The 17,457-nt window shown below is 70.0% G+C and carries 16 protein-coding genes and 1 tRNA gene; 15 read left to right on the forward strand and 2 right to left on the reverse strand.

Translation table 11 applies throughout. The annotated features are described in order from the left end of the window. Positions 1-9 precede the first annotated feature (9 nt). The gene (locus tag IT371_30375; GenBank protein ID MCC6751998.1) at positions 10-285 is read right to left on the reverse strand and encodes a hypothetical protein; all 276 of its coding nucleotides are present in this window, start codon (positions 283-285) and stop codon (positions 10-12) included. A 136-nt stretch (positions 286-421) separates the two neighbouring features. After that, positions 422-1,495 (reverse strand): hypothetical protein, encoded by a 1,074-nt coding sequence (locus IT371_30380; protein ID MCC6751999.1) that lies wholly within the window; start codon positions 1,493-1,495, stop codon positions 422-424. Positions 1,496-3,467: 1,972 nt separating this feature from the next. On the opposite strand from IT371_30380, the gene IT371_30385 reads away from it, so the two are divergent. The 15 genes from IT371_30385 (at position 3,468) to IT371_30455 (ending at position 17,410) form a co-directional block, all read left to right on the forward strand. Further along, positions 3,468-4,133 carry a hypothetical protein gene (locus IT371_30385; GenBank protein MCC6752000.1) on the forward strand — a complete coding sequence of 222 codons (666 nt, stop codon included), beginning with the start codon at positions 3,468-3,470 and terminating at the stop codon, positions 4,131-4,133. Between the two features lie 65 nt (positions 4,134-4,198). Beyond that, the gene (locus IT371_30390; protein MCC6752001.1) at positions 4,199-7,036 is read left to right on the forward strand and encodes a hypothetical protein; all 2,838 of its coding nucleotides are present in this window, start codon (positions 4,199-4,201) and stop codon (positions 7,034-7,036) included. Between the two features lie 139 nt (positions 7,037-7,175). Continuing rightward, entirely contained in the window at positions 7,176-9,077 is a 1,902-nt protein-coding gene (locus tag IT371_30395) for a PD-(D/E)XK nuclease family protein (GenBank protein MCC6752002.1), read from the forward strand. A 56-nt stretch (positions 9,078-9,133) separates the two neighbouring features. Beyond that, entirely contained in the window at positions 9,134-9,325 is a 192-nt protein-coding gene (locus IT371_30400; protein ID MCC6752003.1) for a hypothetical protein, read from the forward strand. Next, positions 9,322-11,601, forward strand: coding sequence for a DEAD/DEAH box helicase family protein (locus tag IT371_30405; GenBank protein MCC6752004.1), 2,280 nt, complete (start codon positions 9,322-9,324; stop codon positions 11,599-11,601). Before IT371_30400 ends, IT371_30405 begins: the two co-directional genes overlap by 4 nt. A gap of 168 nt (positions 11,602-11,769) precedes the next feature. After that, positions 11,770-12,036 (forward strand): hypothetical protein, encoded by a 267-nt coding sequence (locus IT371_30410; GenBank protein MCC6752005.1) that lies wholly within the window; start codon positions 11,770-11,772, stop codon positions 12,034-12,036. Then, positions 12,033-12,212: a hypothetical protein gene (locus tag IT371_30415; GenBank protein MCC6752006.1), complete on the forward strand. Its 180-nt coding sequence runs from the start codon at positions 12,033-12,035 to the stop codon at positions 12,210-12,212. Before IT371_30410 ends, IT371_30415 begins: the two co-directional genes overlap by 4 nt. After that, the gene (locus IT371_30420) at positions 12,209-12,460 is read left to right on the forward strand and encodes a hypothetical protein (GenBank protein MCC6752007.1); all 252 of its coding nucleotides are present in this window, start codon (positions 12,209-12,211) and stop codon (positions 12,458-12,460) included. Before IT371_30415 ends, IT371_30420 begins: the two co-directional genes overlap by 4 nt. Before the next feature lie 2 nt (positions 12,461-12,462). Beyond that, positions 12,463-12,693, forward strand: coding sequence for a hypothetical protein (locus tag IT371_30425; GenBank protein ID MCC6752008.1), 231 nt, complete (start codon positions 12,463-12,465; stop codon positions 12,691-12,693). Beyond that, positions 12,683-13,303 (forward strand): hypothetical protein, encoded by a 621-nt coding sequence (locus tag IT371_30430; GenBank protein ID MCC6752009.1) that lies wholly within the window; start codon positions 12,683-12,685, stop codon positions 13,301-13,303. The genes IT371_30425 and IT371_30430 overlap by 11 nt, the downstream gene beginning before the upstream one ends. A 38-nt stretch (positions 13,304-13,341) precedes the next feature. Next, complete coding sequence (locus IT371_30435) at positions 13,342-13,731, forward strand: hypothetical protein (protein MCC6752010.1); 390 nt, start codon at positions 13,342-13,344, stop codon at positions 13,729-13,731. Between the two features lie 92 nt (positions 13,732-13,823). Next, positions 13,824-14,393: a hypothetical protein gene (locus IT371_30440; GenBank protein ID MCC6752011.1), complete on the forward strand. Its 570-nt coding sequence runs from the start codon at positions 13,824-13,826 to the stop codon at positions 14,391-14,393. A gap of 47 nt (positions 14,394-14,440) precedes the next feature. Continuing rightward, a tRNA-OTHER gene (locus IT371_30445) sits at positions 14,441-14,543 on the forward strand. Between the two features lie 18 nt (positions 14,544-14,561). Then, the gene (locus tag IT371_30450) at positions 14,562-15,617 is read left to right on the forward strand and encodes a hypothetical protein (protein MCC6752012.1); all 1,056 of its coding nucleotides are present in this window, start codon (positions 14,562-14,564) and stop codon (positions 15,615-15,617) included. Next, complete coding sequence (locus IT371_30455; GenBank protein ID MCC6752013.1) at positions 15,614-17,410, forward strand: AAA family ATPase; 1,797 nt, start codon at positions 15,614-15,616, stop codon at positions 17,408-17,410. Before IT371_30450 ends, IT371_30455 begins: the two co-directional genes overlap by 4 nt. The last annotated feature ends 47 nt before the right edge of the window (positions 17,411-17,457 follow it).

Raw genomic sequence — 17,457 nt, forward strand, 5'->3', positions numbered from 1 at the left:
CGCCCTCGGCTAGGGGACGTCGCGCCCCTTGAGGAGCAGGACGGCGACCCGGGCGCGCAGCGCCGGGCTCGCCCCAGCGGCGGCGACCCTCGCGTAGGTCTCCTCCGCGTAGTCGTCGGCCTGCGCGGGGGCGTGCTCCTCGTCCAGGGCCGCCGCGACGGCGGCGAACTCGCCGTCGTAGTTCTCGTGCTGCGAGATCGCAGCCATGGCCAGCGCGTAGTCCTGCTGGGCGCTGGCCGTGCGGGCCAGCGCGACGGCCCAGGTGGGCTTCTTCTTCGACTTCACGACACCTCCTCTTGGCACACCGGGCACCAGACCTCCGGCGACCTGAGCCACGAACTCGCAAAACACCCCGGACTTGGGACCGGGCCCGCGATCGTTCGCGGGGGCCTTACGCCCGCCTCGCGGCGGGCGCCCTCGGCTAGGCGCGGGCGAGGATCTCCGCGCAGCGGCGCGCCGCGCGCGCCTGCCGGCGCGAGCGCGCCGGGGCGCCGTCGAGGAGGGTCCGGGCGCTGCGCCCGGCCCCGGCGCGCGCCAGCGCGTCGGGGATGTCGACGTCGAGCGCCTCCGCGAGGTCCGCGAGGCCCCGGGGGGTGAGGGCGTCGACGGCCTTCATGGCCTCCTCGACGCGGTGGGCGAGGGGGCCGCAGAGGCCCAGGTCCGCGGTGAGAGGCAGCGCGCCCCAGTCGACCGCGTAGTCGTTGGAGTCGATGTAGTTGCCGCGGTCGTCCTCGCCGCCCATGCCGTAGCCGCCGACGACGCAGTCGCGCCGGTAGCGCGTCGTCACCTTGTCGACCTCGTAGGCCCAGTCGGCCTCGGCGACGAGGAGGCGCGCCGGCTCGACGCCGTCCCCGACGAGGACGTGGTCGCGGCCGACGTTGACGACGTCGACCGACCCGCAGAACTGCGGGTCGCCGAGGACGGCGACCTGGGCCTCGTAGGCCCCGGGGCAGTAGACCTCCAGGGCGCCGGCGACCGCCTCGACGGCGTCGCCGTCGAGGAGGTCGAGGCGCCGCGCCCAGGCGCTCGGCCACTCGCGGCCGGCGCGGACCGCGTCGTCGGAGTCCGCGTCGTCCAGCGCCGCGTACAGCGCCTCGTAGGCCCCCTCCTCGCTCCAGGGCGCCCCGGAGCGCACGCGCCGGGCGAGGATCTGGGTCGCCGCCGCGACGATCGCCTGGTGGCGGTCCTCGTCCGCGAGCCACGCGCTCCTGCGGCGGCGGGGAGCGTCGGCGGCGAGGCGGACGAGGACGATCCCGACCCCATGGGGGGCGGAGGAGATGCTGTAGATGCTGTCGATCGCGGTCGCGGCCTCGGCGACGACCCCGTCGCCGTCGCAGCCGATCGCCTGGCAGGCGTCGGCGCAGTCCTCGTGCCACGCGGCGCCGCAGGCGTCGCACTCGACGCGCCCGGCCTCGTCCGCCGCGAGCGGGTCGCGGCAGACCAGGCAGATGGTTGCGGGCCGGCGGGCCAGGACGACGATGTTGTCGCAGTTCATGATCTTGCTCCTTGCCGCCCCTCGCGGGCGGGACCTCGTAGAACCTGTTTCGGCCCTCCAGGGCCATCATCAGCGGGGCGGCCACGCCCCGGACAGGATCGGAGCCCCTTCCTCGGCTTCCCTGGGGCCATGGCGCTGCGTCCATGGCCCGTCCCCTTGCGCTGGCGTCGGCCTCATGCCTCTGGGGCAGCAGGCTCGCTCGGCAGCGGTCGGAGGGTGTCGCCGGTAGTCCCCCTCTTCTCCGAGTTGCCGCTTTCGGCGACGACTCGGCGAGTAGGCCCTCGGGCTCTCCTCTGGGCTCCCCTCCCCGCCGTGCGCTGTGTCCTCGGCTGAACTCGCAGAACTACCCCCGGGACGTCCTCGCGACGTCTCCCGCCGGGATCCTCTGCGCTGCGAGACCTAGACGCGGAGCGCCGCAGCGCCCCCTCGACCTCGGCCGTCGGAGTCGGATCCACCCACCCGGCCCCACGCGCCCTCGTCGGGCGCGCTTGCCGGGCCCCGCCTCGCGGGCGCCGCGGGCCACGACCGGAGCGCGAGCGCGGGATCCCTCTCCCGGCGACCGCGCCCAGGCCGCGGTCGCAGGCGACCGGGGCGGGCGTCCCCCTCCCGCGCGCCTCTCCCGCGCGCGCTCGCTCCCCGCGCGCTGGCCGGGATCCTGCCAGCGCCTTACGGGGCGCCGGCGAGAGCCGCTCTCGCGGGGGACGGGCGCGCGCCCTCAAGGCGCGCGTCGGGGGTCACTTGTCAGGCCTGCACCCCTACCCGGGGCCCGCGCCTCGCCGGCCGCGCGCGGCTGCGCGGGCGGGGAGGGGGGCCCCCTCGGGGGGCTGGCGTCGAGGACCGCGGGGCGACGGCCTCCCGCCGGGCTCCCTCCTGCGCGCGCTGGGCGCGGGGCGAGGGGGCGGGCGGCGGGGGCGGCGGTCGCAGCGGGGGAAGGATCGTCGCGGGCCTCGCCGCGCGGGCGAGGCACCGCGAGACTAGCGCCGCCCCCCGACATCTGCAAGCGCCGTATCACGAGGGTAGTCTAAGGCTATGAGGCGGCAGTCGTTGTGATTCGCAGGAACCTCGAACCTGGGAGGCGCGGATCGCTCCTGGGGGAGGGCCTTGTCGGAAGTCGCTGCTGCGGCTGACCTTGTGATTCATGGGATCTCGGGCGCGCGAGGCCCCCATAGTAGAGGGTACGCGCTCCCGCGAAGGGTCGACTTAAAGCATTGCGGCCTCGAGGCTTACAGCGAAGGGCGTCTGGGGAGCCCGCGCGGCGTCGCGGGGCGAGGTCGAGGCGTCAGCAGGCGCGAGGGCGCGCGTCCTGGGGGTGCGAGGGTCGAGAGGGGCTGCATCGCGCCGCCCCCTACCTCGCTGCTGGAGGCCTCGGGCTCGTGGGCCCAGCCCGCCGACTGCGTCGAGTGGGCCCTGGGTCGAGATGCTCGCGGTGGCCGAGGCCTAAGTCCAAGCGCGCCGACAGCCGTCGGCGATCCGTGACCGAAGCAACCCAGGGCCGTGCCCTGGGTTGCTTCGTTTTCGGGCAGATTCATCAGACAATGGCTGTCGATGCGCTTCTTTCACGCAAGCACGGTTGACACATATCATCACAGTTGAGCGAATCAAGTGCGATTCTCGCATGTGCCAAAGTGACGGCTAGTTAGCGATCCGTACACCAGAATCACAGGTTACGAGGGGTAGTCAGATATATAGAGTACCCACAAAAGTACTACTTACAGAAATATCTGTAAGTACGAAAAACACCCTCCTTCCTGTACCACGATTACCTCTCATAACCTGTGATTCTGGTGTACGGGAAGATAAACGGTTCAGGCTTCGATTGTTGAGAGAATCACTCATGGAATGTTTAACCGTGATGATCTGTGTCAACCGTGCTTGCGCGAAAGAAGCGACGGCACGGACCGCATTACACGATACTGTCGCTTGACTAGGTCCGGGGTCGTGCTACGGTCCCCGGCCACACCCAGGAGGTGCCATGGGCTGCGACTGCGACTGCGTCCGCTGCGTCAACTGCAAGAACCGCGAGCGCAACTACGAGACGATCGTCGACAAGCCTCAGGGCCGCCCCAGGCGTCCGCGGGTGTCGCCGAGCGAGCATGCCCTGCGCCTGGTCCTCGGGGCCCGCCTCACGGACAAGCAGTGCTTCGCGTGCCGCACCTCTGGTCCGTGCAAGTTCGGGTGCTTCGGGGACCATGACTATCAGCGCGTCCCGCACCCCGAGCGCGTGACCGCCGCTGAAGCGCGCGAGCGCCTGCGGAAGGGGCGGCGGGTCAACAAGTCGACTTGTGCCGGCTGCGGGCGCGGGGATCGCTGCCGCGTCGAGTGCCCCGGCGACGGTCGCGCCGTCGCGCAGGATCGATCCGAGGGGCTTTACCTCCTCACGAGCCGCCCGCTCCGCACGCCCGTGGCGCTGCGTCAGTGGTGGGAGGAGGCGGCCCGTCGGGGGCTCTCGGTCATCTTCCTCGACGTGGAGTCCTTCGATCGCGACCTCGCCGACGCGCAGGAGCAGGCGGAGGTCGAGGCCGCCGAGGCGATCCTTGAGCGCAGCCGCGCCGCCGTGGACGCGCTTCGGCTGAAGCGCGGGCTCGCCCCGACGGAGGCGGCGTCTTCGTCGAGTTGCCTCGACACCCCCGTCGGGTAAGATCCCCGGTCCACGACGACGGCCGACAGCCTCGACCGCCTCGTGACCAACGCCGAGGTCACACCATGGGCACCGACCCTGCGGGCCTTACCGCCCCCGTGGGCATTCCCACCCCCATGCTCGTCCTGCGCGACCAGAAGGTCTGCGGCGCCGAGAACGTGGACGAGTTCGTGCAGTTGGTCAACGAGGGCCTCGTCGGCCCGGGGGGTGTGGCCGGAGCCACACCCCCCGAGGAGGCCTTCACCAAGGAGTGGTCCCACGACGCGCACTTCGTCTGCTACGGGGTGATCGACGCCCCTGACGCGACGGGCGAGGTCAAGTGGGTGGAGCCCTCGTGGCCGCGCTGCAACAAGGCGTCGGTCCAGCCGCTCAAGGATCGTGGCGTCAAGATCGTCATGAACTTCGCGGCCTTCGACCTCGACACGAAGGACCACAAGGCCTGGGGCGCGGGCCCCGACGACCCGCACGTCGACGCCTACGTGGCGGGCCTGGCGAAGGCCTTCGCGAACGATCCGCTGCTCTCCGAGGCCTACGCCTTCTACGTCACGAAGAAGGGCGCTCGCCTCGTCTACAAGCTGGCGAAGCCGATCGACGTCGAGCGGGTCGAGCCGTTCCTGTGCGGGCTGGCGAAGCGCCTGGAGGACGCCGGCGTCACGCTCGACGCCGGCACCTTCAAGGTCGACTGGGCGTGCGTGGACTGGACGCGGCTCTTCCGCCTCCCCAAGGTCATGCGCGAGGGCAAGCCGACCTGGCCGTGCGAGATCGACCTCCAGCCTCGCAACGAGATCGACCTCACGGCGATCACGATCGCGGTCAAGCCTCGCTCGTCCGGCGACGGCGTCACCGTCGCGGCGCGCCTCTACGACGGCCCCATGCCCGACGAGAGCGTCGCGGCCCGCGTCCAGAAGAACGGCGACCTATGGGAGTGGGCGAAGCTCGCCAAGCGCCAGCTTCACGGCACCGAGTCCGGCCTGGTGGCCTTTGAGGGCCGCCCCTTGGCCCAGGAGGGCGAGCGCGACACCTCGATCCAGCGCGTCGTGGGCCAGGCCTGCGCGCTGCTCCACCCGCTCAAGGCCACGGCCGTGGACGACAAGGGCGTCGAGAACCTCCACAAGGCCGCGACGGGCCCCGAGGCGATCTACGCGCTCTTCCTGCCGGCCGTGCAGCAGTTCGCGCCCGACGACAAGGGCAAGCCCTGGGAGGTGATCCTCTGGACGGCGATCTGCAAGTACTGGGCGAAGGAGGAGGCCAAGGTCGCCGCGACCGCCGCCGAGGCCGAGGCCGCGGAGGCCGCGCGTGAGCAGCAGGCCCAGGACGCCTTGGACTCGATCGTCGCCGGCGTGGCGGAGTGGACGACCTACGAGCCGTTCCTCCAGGCCGAGGGCGCGACCGCCAAGGGGCTGGCGATCTCGCGGCGGCTGGTCGTGAGCCCCGGCGGCACCTACCACGTCCTCCAGCGCAACGGCTACTACACCGCCGACGGAGTGCCCAAGGATCTCTTGATCCCGGCCATGCACCAAGCCGGGCTCGGCGACGTGGTCGACCTCGTGATCGTGACCGACAAGGGGGTGAGGCTCCTTAGCCCTCAGGAGGCGATCCTGAAGTACTGCACGCCCGTCCAGCACGTCATTGGCTGCCCCAGGCGCCCCGGCATGAAGGGCGGCGTCTTGATCGAGGATCCTGGTTCCGGCGAGATTCTTCTTGAGGTTCCGCTGTATCACCGCCGCGAGGACATTCCTCGGGTCTACAACGAGGAGTGCCACCGCTGGCTCCTGTCGTTCGGGGACGAGCGGCTCCTCGACTGGATCGCGAAGGCGCTCGACCTGACCGGCGTCATGCCCGTGCTCTCGATCGCTGGCCCGCCCTCGATCGGCAAGGCGCTGCTCGTGGCCGGCCTCACCGAGTGCATCAACACCAAGACGATCGCCTCCGACAACGACTTCGGCACCTTCAGCCCGAAGTTCATGCGGACGCCCTTCCTCGTGATCAACGAGAACCTCATGCAGGCGAGGTTCATGCGGACCGAGCCCAGCGCGCTCATTCGTCAGTTGACGGCTGGCGACCCCCTGGAGGTCAACCGCAAGTTCAAGACGCCCGTCGACGTCCGCAACCCCGTGCGGACGCTCGTCACGGCCAACAACGAAGACGTGATCATGCGCCTGTTCGGCACCGAGCAGGACATGAGCCCCGAGGACCGCGAGGCCCTCCTCATGCGCCTGGTCCACCTCAACGTGGGCCACGAGCCGGCGAACTACCTCCGGAGCCTCGGCGGCCTGGACTACACGTCCCGCCCCGGGCACCGCTGGGTTCGCGGCCCCTCGGGCGAGCCCAGCAACAACATCCTGGCCAGCCATCTTCTCTGGGTTCACGAGAACTTCCAGCGGCACCCCTCGCACGACCGGTTCAAGATGCGCGGCTACGTGCCGCCGCACCTGCTCCAGCACGTCAGCACGCGCAGCGGCGCGAGCCCGACCGTGATCGAGACCCTGATCCGCATGATCGAGTCCCCGTCGTCGGCCACGAGCGACGGGCTGATCCTCCCCGGCGTCGGCGAGGCCGCCGCGCTCGGTGTCAAGGACCGGATCTTCGTGACCTCGTCGGCCGTGATCGACTTCTTCCGCAACGACCTCGCGGCGCGCACCAAGAAGGAGTTGAACCACAAGGTCGTCGGATCGGTCCTGCGCGGCCTCCAGGCCCCGCAGTCCGTCTTCCCCGGGAAGGCCGAGGTGCGTGCGTTCATGACCGGGCGCGGGGAGCGTAAGCGCGCGCGGTGGTCCGAGGTGCTGCTCGACACCCTCGCGGCCGAAGCCGCCGATCATGGCTACAAGAGCGACGTCCTTCAGCGGCTGCTCCGCGAGTGCGGCTCTTCGTCGGTGGGCGGGTCGTCGGCTGGCGCCCCTTGACCGGCGACGAACATGCGGTAGTGTGTCTGACCTGACGACGAACGACGAACACTGAATACGAACGACGACGACGACAACGCGAACGACGACGACGCGCTAAGAATCGACGACGAATCAAACGACAACGACGGAGCCTACAATGCACATGCGCGTCAGCGCGACGCAGTTGGAGTCGTTTGCCGGTTCGCGGGAGTCCTGCAACCGGAAGTGGTGGTTCTCCTACGTCCGCCGTCTACCGTCGATCCAGACCACGTCGCAGACCTTCGGCACGACGCTCCACGAAGTTCTTGAGCGGTGGCTGCTCGCGGACGATCTGGGCCGGGGCCCCGACGGGGCCCCGGTCGACCTCTACCCGAAGGGCTGGGACGCGACGATCTCGCCCGCCGACGCCGACCTGATCAAGCGGTTCGTGACCATGGGGGAGCAGCACGGGCTCCTCGTGCGCGAGCCGGGGCGCAAGGTCGAGAGCGAGTTCCTCCTGCCGCTCGTGCGCGACGAGGCGCCTGGCGGCGCCGGCGGCGGTCCCGATCGAGAGCCCCTGTCGATCGACATTCACGGCTTCCGCGACCTCACGACGCGCGCCAAGGTCGTCGACCACAAGACGACGTCCTCCATGGACTACGCCAAGAGCGAGGAGGCGCTCCGCAAGAACACGCAGATGCTCGTCTACGCCGGATCGCTCGTCATGGAGGCGATCATGCGGGGCGAGGAGCCGCCCGCCGAAGTCGAGATCCAGCACAACGTGTTCTGCACCGCCACGGCGACCGGCGAGCGGCGCGAGGGCAAGCAGCCCCGCGTCCGCAAGACGAAGACGAGCGTCTCGCGCGCGGAGATCGAGCAGGCCTGGAACGACCTCGCCAACCGCGCGCGGGTCATGGCCTCGACCGCGAAGCTCAAGGACTGGACGACCGTCCCCGGCCCCCCGCATGGCCTCGCGGCCTGCAACGCCTACGGCGTCTGCCAGTTCGTCAGGATCTGCGGCGGCAAGGAGTCGCCGGAGGACTACGCCGACCGGATCAAGGGCGGCAAGAACAACGACCAGAACAACCAGAAGAAGGAGGATCCCATGTCGTCCGCGTTGCTGAACATGATCAAGCGCCCCGGGGTCGCGCCCGCCGCGACGCCCGCGCCGCAGCCCGTGCCGCAGGCGGCCCCGCCGCCCGTCGCGCCCACGCCCCAGCCCGCGCCGCAGGCGGCCCCGCCGCCCGCGGCGGCGGCGAGCGTGTCCAGCCTGCTGAAGCGGGTCGCCGTGTCCGTGAACCCGACCGCGCCGGCCGCGCCCCCGGCCCAGTCGCCGCAGGCGGCGCCCCCGCCCGCGCCCCCCGCCGCCCAGAACGGGCAGCAGCCCATGCCGTGGGCGGCGCCCTCGTGCAAGGCGTGCTCGGGGACGGGGGTCAACAGCCGGGGCTACCCGTGCCAGGTCTGCGACAGCCTCGCGGCCCAGGAGGGGCGCCCCACGAGCGACCAGTTCGCGTGGACCTTCGCCGACGGCCGCATGACCGCGACCGCGAAGGCCGGGATCGTCCACGAGGCGGCCCCGCCGCCCGCGCCGACCCCGCCGCCCGCGCCGACCCCGACCCCGGAGGCCCAGCCCGCCGCCGAGGCGCCCGCGCCCGCGAAGCGCGGGCGGCGCAAGAAGGCCGAGACGCCCGCGACGGACGCCACGCCGACGCAGACGCCGCTGGCGATGGAGGCCTTCGCGCAGAAGTTCACCCCCGCGACGGCGCCCCAGGCCACGACCGGCTTCGTCCTGTGCCTCGGGTGCCACCCCAGCCGGCACCGCGGGCCGGTCAAGGTCATGCCGATCGAGAGCATCTTCGCCGAGGCGGCCGAGGCCCTGGCCGAGGCGCGCGGGGCCGAGAGCTACTACGCGCTCAAGCCGTTCGACCGCGCCGACGCGCTCGTGGCGCAGATCGGCGAGGTGGCCGAGATGATCGACGGTCACGTCGTCACGTCGCCGGCGTTCGACACCCTCACGCACGACCTCAAGACGTTCGTGCTGGCGCTCAAGCCCTCGGCGGCCGAGGTCTACGAGGTCTAGAGGCCGGGATCGTTCACGACGGGCCCTCTTCGGAGGGCCCGTCGTTCGGAGGAGCCATGGACATTGACGTCCCTTCGCAGCGGGAGTTCGACGACCTCAAGAATCGCTTCGACAGCCTCCTGAAGTTCCTCGGGATCGAGGAAGTGAGGTGCCCCGAGTCTCCGCAGGGGGACGTCTGGCACCGCTACCAGGCCTGCTCCGTCTGTGGAGGCGAAGGGACGATCTTCGTGAAGAAGGGCGACAAGTGACCGTCAAGGACGACGCGGCGAACCTGGCCGCCGCCTCAGGCGCGGTGGTGATCACCAACGTCATGCCGGAGGCCGCCCCCTCTGGGGGCGGGCTACACCCCGCGCTGGCCAAGCGCGTCGAGGTGGCCTGGAAGACGGACGATCCGGCGCAGTACTCCGACGTGCGCCGGATCTGCTCGATCCCGATCGCCGGACCGCTCACCGACGCCGAGGTCGAGGAGTTCTCGCGGCGCAACGTGCTCGCCGCCGCCTACGAGAGCGGCTTCCGCCTGCGCGAGGGCCAGGCGCGCGTGGTCGTGTTCTACGACCGCTACGGCGGGGTCTTCGCCCCGCTTCCGTGTTCGGCGGGCAAGACGCTCGCCTCGATCCTCGTCGCCGAACGCTACTGGCGCCGCACGGCCCAGAAGCTCCTCCAGGCCGGCACGCCGGACCTGCCCAACCGGTCGCTCTACCTCGTGCCGCCAGAGGTCTACCCGCAGGTCATGCAGCAGATCGGCAACCGGCCGCCAGACATTCAGTGGGCACGCGCCCGCGTGCCCGTGACCGTCCCCTTCGTCGGCCTCGGCGGCGGCATGACGCAGGCGCGGCGCGAGGCGCTGGCGACGAACTACAAGCGCGGCTGCTTCGTCATGCCGCACAGCCTCATGAGCGCCCGCGACGGCAGCAAGCTCCTCGACCTGATCGAGCCGGGCCTCCTGATCGTGGACGAGGCCCACCGCTTCAAGAACCGCTCGGCCGCGCGCACCAAGCGCCTCATGAGCTACGTGAACCGCAAGCTCCCGCAGCTTGTGATCCTCTCGGGATCGATCACGAACAAGAGCGTGAAGGACTACCACCACTTCCTGAAGCCCACGCTCGGGGTCCGCAGCCCGCTGCCCCACGCGCCGGACCTCGCGTATCAGTGGTCGGAGGTCGTCGACACCGACGCGGACCCGAGCGAGGACATGAAGCGTCCCATGGCGCCGCTCGTCGACTGGGCGAAGTTCCACTTCCGCGAAGAGGCCCTCAAGGGCCTCCTGCCCATGGACGTCTCGGGCTTCAGGCGCGCGCACAAGCTCCGCATGAACACCTGCCCCGGGGTCGTCGCCGCGACGGACGCCGGCGTGCCGAGCACCCTGATCATTGCCACGCGCGAGGTCACGCACGCGGTGCCCGGCCAGCAGGTTGCCCTCGACGCGCTCGTGCGCCGCGTCGACGACGACTGGGTGACGCCCAACGGCGACCCGATCGACCACGCGATCCACAAGTTCAAGTGGCTCTATGAACTCACCGCGGGGTTCTACTACCGCCTCACCTGGCCGGTCGCCGACGAGGTCGCCAAGCGCAAGAACCTCTCGCTCGTCGAGGCGAAGGACGTCGTCGACCGCTCGATCGCTCGGCACCTCGCCCACGGCAACTACGCCAAGGCGCTGCGGAAGTGGTTCGCCGACGGCTCCCACCAGGCCGGCCTCGACACCCCGTTCCTCGTCGGCCAGGACATGGCCCGCAACGGGGCCAAGAATGTCGGGCAGGTGCTCTACGACGCCTGGAGCGCCTGGAAGGCGGCCGGCGTCGGCGTGGACGGCTCGACGGACGACCTCGTCGAGCGCGACAGCCAGGCGGTCCGCGTGTGCGACTACAAGGTCCGCGCCGCGCGCGACTGGGCCCGTGCGCTGCGCGAGCAGCACGGCAAGGTCGGCGGCCTGCTGTGGATCTATCACAACGAGGTCGGGCAGTGGCTCTACGAGGTGCTCAAGAGCGACGAGGCGCTGTGGGCCGACGTCCCTGGTGGCGCCCACGGTCCCTACGGGGTGCTCTGCGCGCCGGCGGGCGAGCCCCACAACCGCGCGATCATGGACCCGTCGAACAGCAAGAAGCTCGTCGTGGCCTCGATCGTCGCCCACGGGACGGGCAAGAACCTCCAGGCCTTTGAGCATCAGTGCGTCGTGCAGTGGCCCCGGAGCGCGGGGCAGGCGGAGCAGTTCCTCTCGCGCACGCACCGCACGGGGCAGCTTGCGGACGAGCTTCGCGTCGACGTGCTCATGGCGCCGGCGGTCAAGGCCGCGGGTGGCAGCGAGGACTACGCCGGCACCGACTTCGACCTCAAGAACCTGTCGGCGTGCCTGCGCGACGCGACATACGTCCAGCAGAGCACGGGCTCGTCGCAGAAGGTGCTGATCGCGCAGTATGACCCGCTGCCGCGGATCTATGATCAGTCGGTCCTGAACGAGCTTGGGTTCCAGCCCAAGAAGCTCGACGCGCAGGGCGAGAAGTCGCTGCGCGAGAAGTTCGGGTAGTTCGCATGGTCCGCAACCTGAAGTGCTCGTATTCGACGGTGTCCCACGACCCGAAGCCGTTCTCTGCGATCGTGCAGTGCGACCGCGAGGCGACCTTCTTCTACGACGGTCGCTGCTGTTGCGGAGCCGTTGATATGTCGGCGTGGTATTGCGAGGAGCATAAGCCGCATGTCCCTGCGCGAGTCGGTCGAGCGCCTGACAGCCAAGGCCAAGGAGATCCCTCCGTGGAAGCTGGGAACGATCGTGTTCGCGGCTGAGAACGAGGGCCAGGGAGAGGTCTTTGTGGGCGGATCGGCCAAGAACCGGTGCCCCGACGGCGGGGCGTGCCACCACGACTGTCAGGGAGCGTGCTTCCGCGTGCAGCACTGCTCCCCGCTCTCGGGCGTCTTCCCGAACGATCGGTGGCCGTCGTGGATCAGGAGGGGAGGACCGTGACCGAGGTCGAGTGTGCGTTCTGCGACAGGACGACGCTGGCAATCTCCGATCTGACCGATTGGGTCGAGATCGAGTTGCGGCTGCTGTCCAACGGATACCTGCGGCGATCGGTCCTGGCCTGCCCGTCGTGCGCCTCGCGCGTCGAGGGGCTCCTCCAGAAGGAGCAGGAGCGGTGAGCGTCTTCGGAGGCGGCGGCGGACGCAGCGGCGAGGACGTCCTCACGCGGCAGAAGATCATGGCCGAGATCGAGTCCGAGACCGACATTGCGCGGCTCGCGAAGCTCCTCGCGTTCGATCAGGTCGACTACGACTATGACCCGTGCGGGAAGTCCTCCCTGGGGATCAATCGGCACTTGACGGACCTCTCCTGCAAGGTCGTCGCCAGGATCAACGCGCTGTGCGGGTTTGAGGTGAGGGGGGAGTAGCCGTGGCCAAGCGCGAGAACCCCACCCGACGCCTCTTCGACTGCGCGTGTCCGAAGGGACAAGAGCACCAGCGCGTCCTCGTCTCGGTCGAGGTCTCGATCCCAGCCTGCCTCTACCGGCGGGTCAACAAGAGCGCCCTGCGGCGCCGGAGCGTCAGGATCGAGGGGGCCGTGTGGGAGAAGGCGACGACGTTCTGCGAGAAGTGCGGCATGGTGTGGGGACATGATTCCTAACGAGTTCGACCGGCGTGTCATGCTCGGGGGCCTGATCCCGTCGAGGGCCTATATCCACAGCGTCATGATGGCGCGCTCGGCGGAGATCCAGGCCGGGCGGCAGGAGCGGCAGGAGGAGGAGCGAATGGCGACGAAGGTGATCACGCGCACCGACTGCGATCGGTGCGGGGCGGTGTCGGAGGAGGAGGGGGCGTTGGCGGGCTGCCCCCCGAAGGGCTGGGGGGCGTTCAGCCTGACGGTCCGCGGCGACAGCGAGGGGTGGCTCAAGATCGAGAAGAAGCGCAACATGGTCCTCTGCGACCACTGCTGCGCTGACGTCTTCGTCTTCGTCGATCAGACGACGCGCTTCGCCGCCGCGAAGGAGAAGGAGGACGCCTCGCAGGACATGCCGAAGGGGTTGAAGGGCTCGATCTTGACGCTCGGTCTGAGCCGGCGAGCGACCGGGTCGCTGGTCGACAGCGGTATCTTGACGATCGACACCCTCCTGACGTTCTCGGAGGACGACCTTTGCATGCTTCCTCGGTTCGGGCAGACCTCGCTCAACGAGGTGCGCGCGAAGCTGGCCGAGCGCGGCTGGCGCCTGAAGAATGACACGAGGGAGCCCCTGTGACCGCCGCGGACGCCGCTCACGAGGCCAAGGTCGAGGGCATGCGTCGCGCCGACGTCGGCGCCGACGCCCGGTGGCTCCTCGTCGCCGACGCCATGATCCAGCGCCTCGCGCGCGAGCGCGACTTCTTCACGTCCGACGACGTGTGGAAGGCCCTGGCCGACTCGCCGGCCGCGACCCGCGACAACCGCGCGCTCGGGCCGCGCATGCTCTACGCGGCGCGCCAGGGCTTGATCAAGAAGGCCGGGTTCGTGCTCTCGGTCCGCGAGAGCCGCCACCAGGCGCCGTTGCAGGTGTGGCAGTCCCTCCTGCGCGCCGGGGGGAAGGTCGTCCCCGAGGCCGACCAGTGGCGGCGCGTGTTGACCACGCTGGAGCGGGCGGGCGACCGCGAGTCGGCCGCCTTCGTCCGCGCGAGGTGTTCGATCAGTTGACCACGGAGTGTTCCGTGGTAGATTCCTGAGCGTTCGACGGTGTTCGTTGAACGTGAACGTTGACGTTGATCAAAGAAGAGGACGAAAGCAACATGGGTATCATGGATCAGAACGGCGCGCTGGCGACGAAGTTCAAGAGCACGAAGGCGCTGGGCCAGAACCGCAACTTCGACAAGTTCGGCCGCTACCTCATGCGGCTCGACGCCGTGCGCCTCGGCAACTCGTTCCGCCAGGGCGGCGAGTACGTGGCGATCGAGCGCACGGTCGTGCGGTGCCTGGAGGCCCCGCCGAACCTCCCGACCAGCTACGTCGGGGAGGAGGTCGTCGACCTGCTCCTCTCCACCGGCGCGGCGGCCAAGGTCTTCGACCAGAAGCTCAAGGGCTTCCTGTGCGCGGTCCTCAACGCCCCGGCCGAGGCGATCGGTTTCGAGGAGCTTCAGGCCTGCCTCGCGGAGGCGCAGCCCCTGAAGAACCTCCTGATCGAGGTCAACAACGCCCCGCGGATCGTCAAGGTCAAGTCGGGCGCCATGGAGGAGCGCCCCCAGAAGGCCTACGTGAAGGGCTACTCCTTCAAGGAGGCCAAGGCGATCCTCACGCCCGAGGAGGTCGCCAAGTTCTACCCCAACGGCCTGCTCGACAAGCTCGTCGCCGCCGAGGGGTAGCCAGCCCGCCGCGCGGGCCAGGAGCGATCCTGGCCCGCGCGGGCCTCGCCGAGGTAGCTCAACCCCCAGCGCGGGCGCCCGCGCTGACGGGAAAGGTGGAGCCCAGGCCGCAAGGTCGGGAGGTTGCGGGTTCGACTCCCGCCCTCGGCATCGCACAAGGAGGGTGTCATGGAGGGGCTTTTCCTGCCGGTCGCCGGGGCCGCCGACGCGGCGGTCTACTGCACGGTCGCGCTGGTGTCCTGGGCCGCGACCTTCGTCGGGTGTCGCGCGATCGTTCGCCGGGCCCTGCGCCCGGCTGCGAAGCCGCCGGCGCAGAGCAAGCGCGAGGCGCTCAAGAATGCCCTCGACCAGGCCGAGGAGGAGGTGCTCGCGCAGGAGAAGGCCGACCTCGACGCGGAGAAGAAGGCCGACGAGGAGCGCCACGAGGCCAACCTCAAGGCGCTGAAGGAGCGCGACGACGCGGCCCTTCGCGCGTTTGAGGAGGAGACCAGTCGACTGAAGGCCGCCCAGCGGGAGAAGGCCGATCAAGAGAAGGCCGACGCGCTCCGGGCCACTCTCGCTGCCCTCGCCGTCGACGCCGCCCGCCTCAAGGAGGAGGTCGCGCGTGAGGAGCGCGCCGTCAAGGCGCGCCGCGAGGCGCTCTACGACACCGAGGCGCCCTCCTTCGGCCCAGGCCCCGTGCGAGTCGTTCCGATCACGAGGGCCGGCATCGTCGCCGGTCGCCCGCGCAAGGAGCCGCTCGTCGACCGCGAGATCGTTCAGCGCGGCGTGCGGCAGATCGACTTCTTCGTCAACCCTCGGGTGTTCGCGTTTCCGCCGCAGGACTGCGCGCCGCAGACCAAGCTGTTCGGCAAGGACTGCAACATCCAGGGCATGGGCGGGTGCCTGCCTCAGGCCTGGCACTTCTACTGGTACGGTTGGTCGATCGTCCCCGACGCCACGGCGCACGCGGACGAGGTCGCGCGCCTGATCGACGCTGGGTATGTCGAGTTCCGCTTCGCGACCTCGACCCTGATCACCGTCCCGCTGTCGAGCGTGATCCGCAAGCTCGACGACTCGCGCCAGCCCTACGACGTGACCGTCAGCGGCAGGCCCGTCGAGATCCAGGCCCTTGAGGCCTTCCGCGTCAGCCTCTTCTTCCCTGGCGCCGAGGGCGCGCCCGTCGGCGGGTTCGGCCTGAAGTGCGTCCTGCATGGGCTGACGCTCAAGGGGATCTGCGGGTGACCGTCTTCGGAATCCCGCGCAAGGACGACGCGGAGAGCAGGCAGAAGTGGGTCGGCCTCGACGCCCTGGCCGAAGCCGGGCGGCGCACCGCGCAGCGGGTCTCCGAGGCCGACGCGGCGCACTTCCTCAAGAAGACCGAGGAGCGGTGGGCCCGCGCGAGGGCGGTCTACGCCGAAGCCCTGGTCGGCATGAACGACGGCCAGCGGCTCGCGTTCGACGTCCTGTGCAACGGGGGCCGCAACGTCTTCCTCACGGGCGCTGCGGGGACCGGCAAGACCTTCGTGCTCAAGCGGTGGCTCGACGTGGCCGAGGTTCGCGGCACGAGGGTGGCCCGCTGCGCGAGCACTGGGATCGCCGCCTTGCCCCTCGGTGGGCGGACGCTCCACCGGATCTCCGGGCTGCGCTACCACGACTGCGTGCGAAGGGCGCTCAACCGCAACGGCTGGTGGTTCAAGCACAAGGCCGCTCAACTCTCCCTGATCGACGTGCTCCTCGTCGACGAGGTGAGCATGATCGGAGATCGGACGCTGGCGGCGGCTGACCTCCTCTTCAGGATCGCTCGTAGTCGGCCCGGGGAGCCCTTCGGCGGCGTGCGGATCGTCTTCGTCGGCGACATGGCGCAGCTTCCGCCTGTGAGCACCCCGGACGTCCCGCAGCGCCACCCGTTCTTCGCGAAGACCTGGGCCGACCTCGACCTCGTCACCGTCGAACTCACGCAGGTCATGCGGCAGAGCGACCAGGCCTTCGTCTCGATCCTTCAGGACATGCGCCGTGGCGAGGTCTCCGACGAGGCTTTCGACCTTCTGAAGTCTCGTCGGGTGTCGAACCCGCCCGACGACGCGACGATCCTCGTCGCGACCAACGCCACGGCCGAGCGGATCAACACCGCGAAGCTCCTCTCGCTCCCTGGCGAGACGATCGACGTCGACGCCCAGGACGAGTGCGCCGAGACCCCCTTCGGCACCGCCTCCATGAAGACCCTCTCCGACAACTGCCTGGCGCCAGAGACGCTCTCGATCCGCGTCGGGGCGCGAGTCATGTTCCTCGTGAACGATTCGACCCTCAACGGGGAGCGGTTCGTCAACGGCGACCTCGGGACCGTGATCGACGTGACGCCCGAGGAGGCCCTCATGGCCGGCGTCGGCGCCGACGGCATGATCGCGTCGCGTGTCCCCGCCATGGGACGGCGGTCCGACTTCACGTCCGAGATGGGCAACGGTTACGACGACGGCTGCGAGGTGGCCTCTGCGCCGGCGATCCCCGTCCGCAAGGACGACGGGACGATCGTCTACGTTGGGCTCTCGGGGTGGGCCGTGCGCGACGACGACGACTACTGCGTCGCTCGTCGGCTCCAGTATCCGCTGCGCCTCGCCTGGGCGATCACGATCCACAAGAGCCAGGGCATGACGATCCCCAAGGTCTGCGTCGACCTGGGCGAGGTCTTCGCCCCCGGGCAGGCCTATGTGGCGCTCTCCCGCGCGCGCACCCTGGAGGGGCTGACGCTCCTGTCCGTCAGCCGGGACAAGATCACGGTTCACCCGGCCGTCAAGGCGTTCCTCAAGGGCGAGGCGGTCGCGGACGACGTCACGTCCCTGATCACGGAGGTCGACGCGCTCGGCGGCTGGCCGTGCGAGATCGAGGACGTCCCGCACATCGCGCAGGAGGCTGTCGACGCGCTCTGGGGGCACCCGCGAGTGGGGCTGTGGGCCTCGGCCAAGCAGGAGCAGGAGCGGCGCCAGGAGCAGGAGCGGGCGACGATCCTGTCGCGGCTCAGGAAGCGGGGGTCCGCGTGACCGCCGTCGCCGACGCTCCTGCCCCAGCCGCGACCATCCCTGGCGGC

Source organism: Deltaproteobacteria bacterium (genome assembly GCA_020848905.1).
Lineage (GTDB): Bacteria > Myxococcota_A > Polyangia.

Coding starts and splice junctions, on each gene's coding strand:
- IT371_30385 (MCC6752000.1), top strand. CDS start 3,468: ATGGGCTGCGACTGCGACTGCGTCCGCTGCGTCAACTGCAAGAACCGC.
- IT371_30435 (MCC6752010.1), top strand. CDS start 13,342: ATGCGTCGCGCCGACGTCGGCGCCGACGCCCGGTGGCTCCTCGTCGCC.
- IT371_30440 (MCC6752011.1), top strand. CDS start 13,824: ATGGGTATCATGGATCAGAACGGCGCGCTGGCGACGAAGTTCAAGAGC.
- IT371_30400 (MCC6752003.1), top strand. CDS start 9,134: ATGGACATTGACGTCCCTTCGCAGCGGGAGTTCGACGACCTCAAGAAT.
- IT371_30395 (MCC6752002.1), top strand. CDS start 7,176: ATGCACATGCGCGTCAGCGCGACGCAGTTGGAGTCGTTTGCCGGTTCG.
- IT371_30450 (MCC6752012.1), top strand. CDS start 14,562: ATGGAGGGGCTTTTCCTGCCGGTCGCCGGGGCCGCCGACGCGGCGGTC.
- IT371_30380 (MCC6751999.1), bottom strand. CDS start 1,495: ATGAACTGCGACAACATCGTCGTCCTGGCCCGCCGGCCCGCAACCATC.
- IT371_30410 (MCC6752005.1), top strand. CDS start 11,770: ATGTCCCTGCGCGAGTCGGTCGAGCGCCTGACAGCCAAGGCCAAGGAG.
- IT371_30390 (MCC6752001.1), top strand. CDS start 4,199: ATGGGCACCGACCCTGCGGGCCTTACCGCCCCCGTGGGCATTCCCACC.
- IT371_30430 (MCC6752009.1), top strand. CDS start 12,683: ATGATTCCTAACGAGTTCGACCGGCGTGTCATGCTCGGGGGCCTGATC.